This is a genomic window from Janthinobacterium lividum, assembly GCF_011601275.1.
Lineage (GTDB): Bacteria > Pseudomonadota > Gammaproteobacteria > Burkholderiales > Burkholderiaceae_D > Janthinobacterium > Janthinobacterium lividum_E.
The window spans coordinates 1-753 of sequence record NZ_JAAOLY010000050.1 but is presented as its reverse complement, the minus strand read 5'-3'; the positions used below and the strand labels follow the sequence as shown (position 1 = coordinate 753).

The window sequence follows — 753 nt, the reverse complement described above, 5'->3', positions numbered from 1 at the left end:
CAGCCAGCCGTGCAAGCTGCGCGCGCCCGTTATGAACTTGACCGCCAAGGACAACAACAATGAACGCACCGACATGGAATGTGAAGATCGGCATCAACCCGATCTCGTGGATGAACGACGATTTGCCCAGCCTGGGTGGCGAAACCCCGCTGGAAACGGCCCTCAAGGAAGGCGCCGAGATTGGCTACGTGGGTTTTGAACTGGGCAACAAGTTTCCCAAGGATGCGCCGTCCCTGAACGCCGTGCTGGGCAAATACAATCTCGCCTGTGTTTCCGGCTGGTATTCGGGACGGCTGGCGCACCGGTCGGTCGAAGAAGAGATCGCTTCCGTCGGCCCGCACTTGCGCCTGCTGGCCGACAGCGGCGCCACCGTCATGGTCTATGGCGAAGTGGCCGACGCCATCCAGGGCGAAGCGCGCCCGCTGTATAAACGCCCCCGTTTCCAGTCGCAGCAGCAATGGCAGGAATACGCCAACAAATTGACGGCGTTTGCCGCGCATCTGCTGGCGCACGGCGTGCGCCTGGCCTATCACCATCACATGGGCGCCTACGTGGAAACGCCGGCCGACGTGGATCAACTGATGGCCTTGACGGGGACCGAGGTCGGCTTGCTGTTCGACACCGGTCACATCACGTTTGCCGGCGGCGATGCGCTGGCGGTTTTAAATAAGCATATCGACAGGATTTGCCATGTGCATTGCAAGGACGTGCGCCCGAACGTCGTGAAACTGGCCCGCAATGGCCATTGGAGTT

1 protein-coding gene is annotated in these 753 nt (G+C 60.8%); it reads left to right on the top strand.

Features of this window, described 5'->3' with window-relative positions:
- Positions 1–59 precede the first annotated feature (59 nt).
- Positions 60–753: myo-inosose-2 dehydratase (gene iolE / locus GYK42_RS28785; RefSeq protein ID WP_166450278.1), on the top strand; the 694-nt coding region annotated here is incomplete at its 3' end.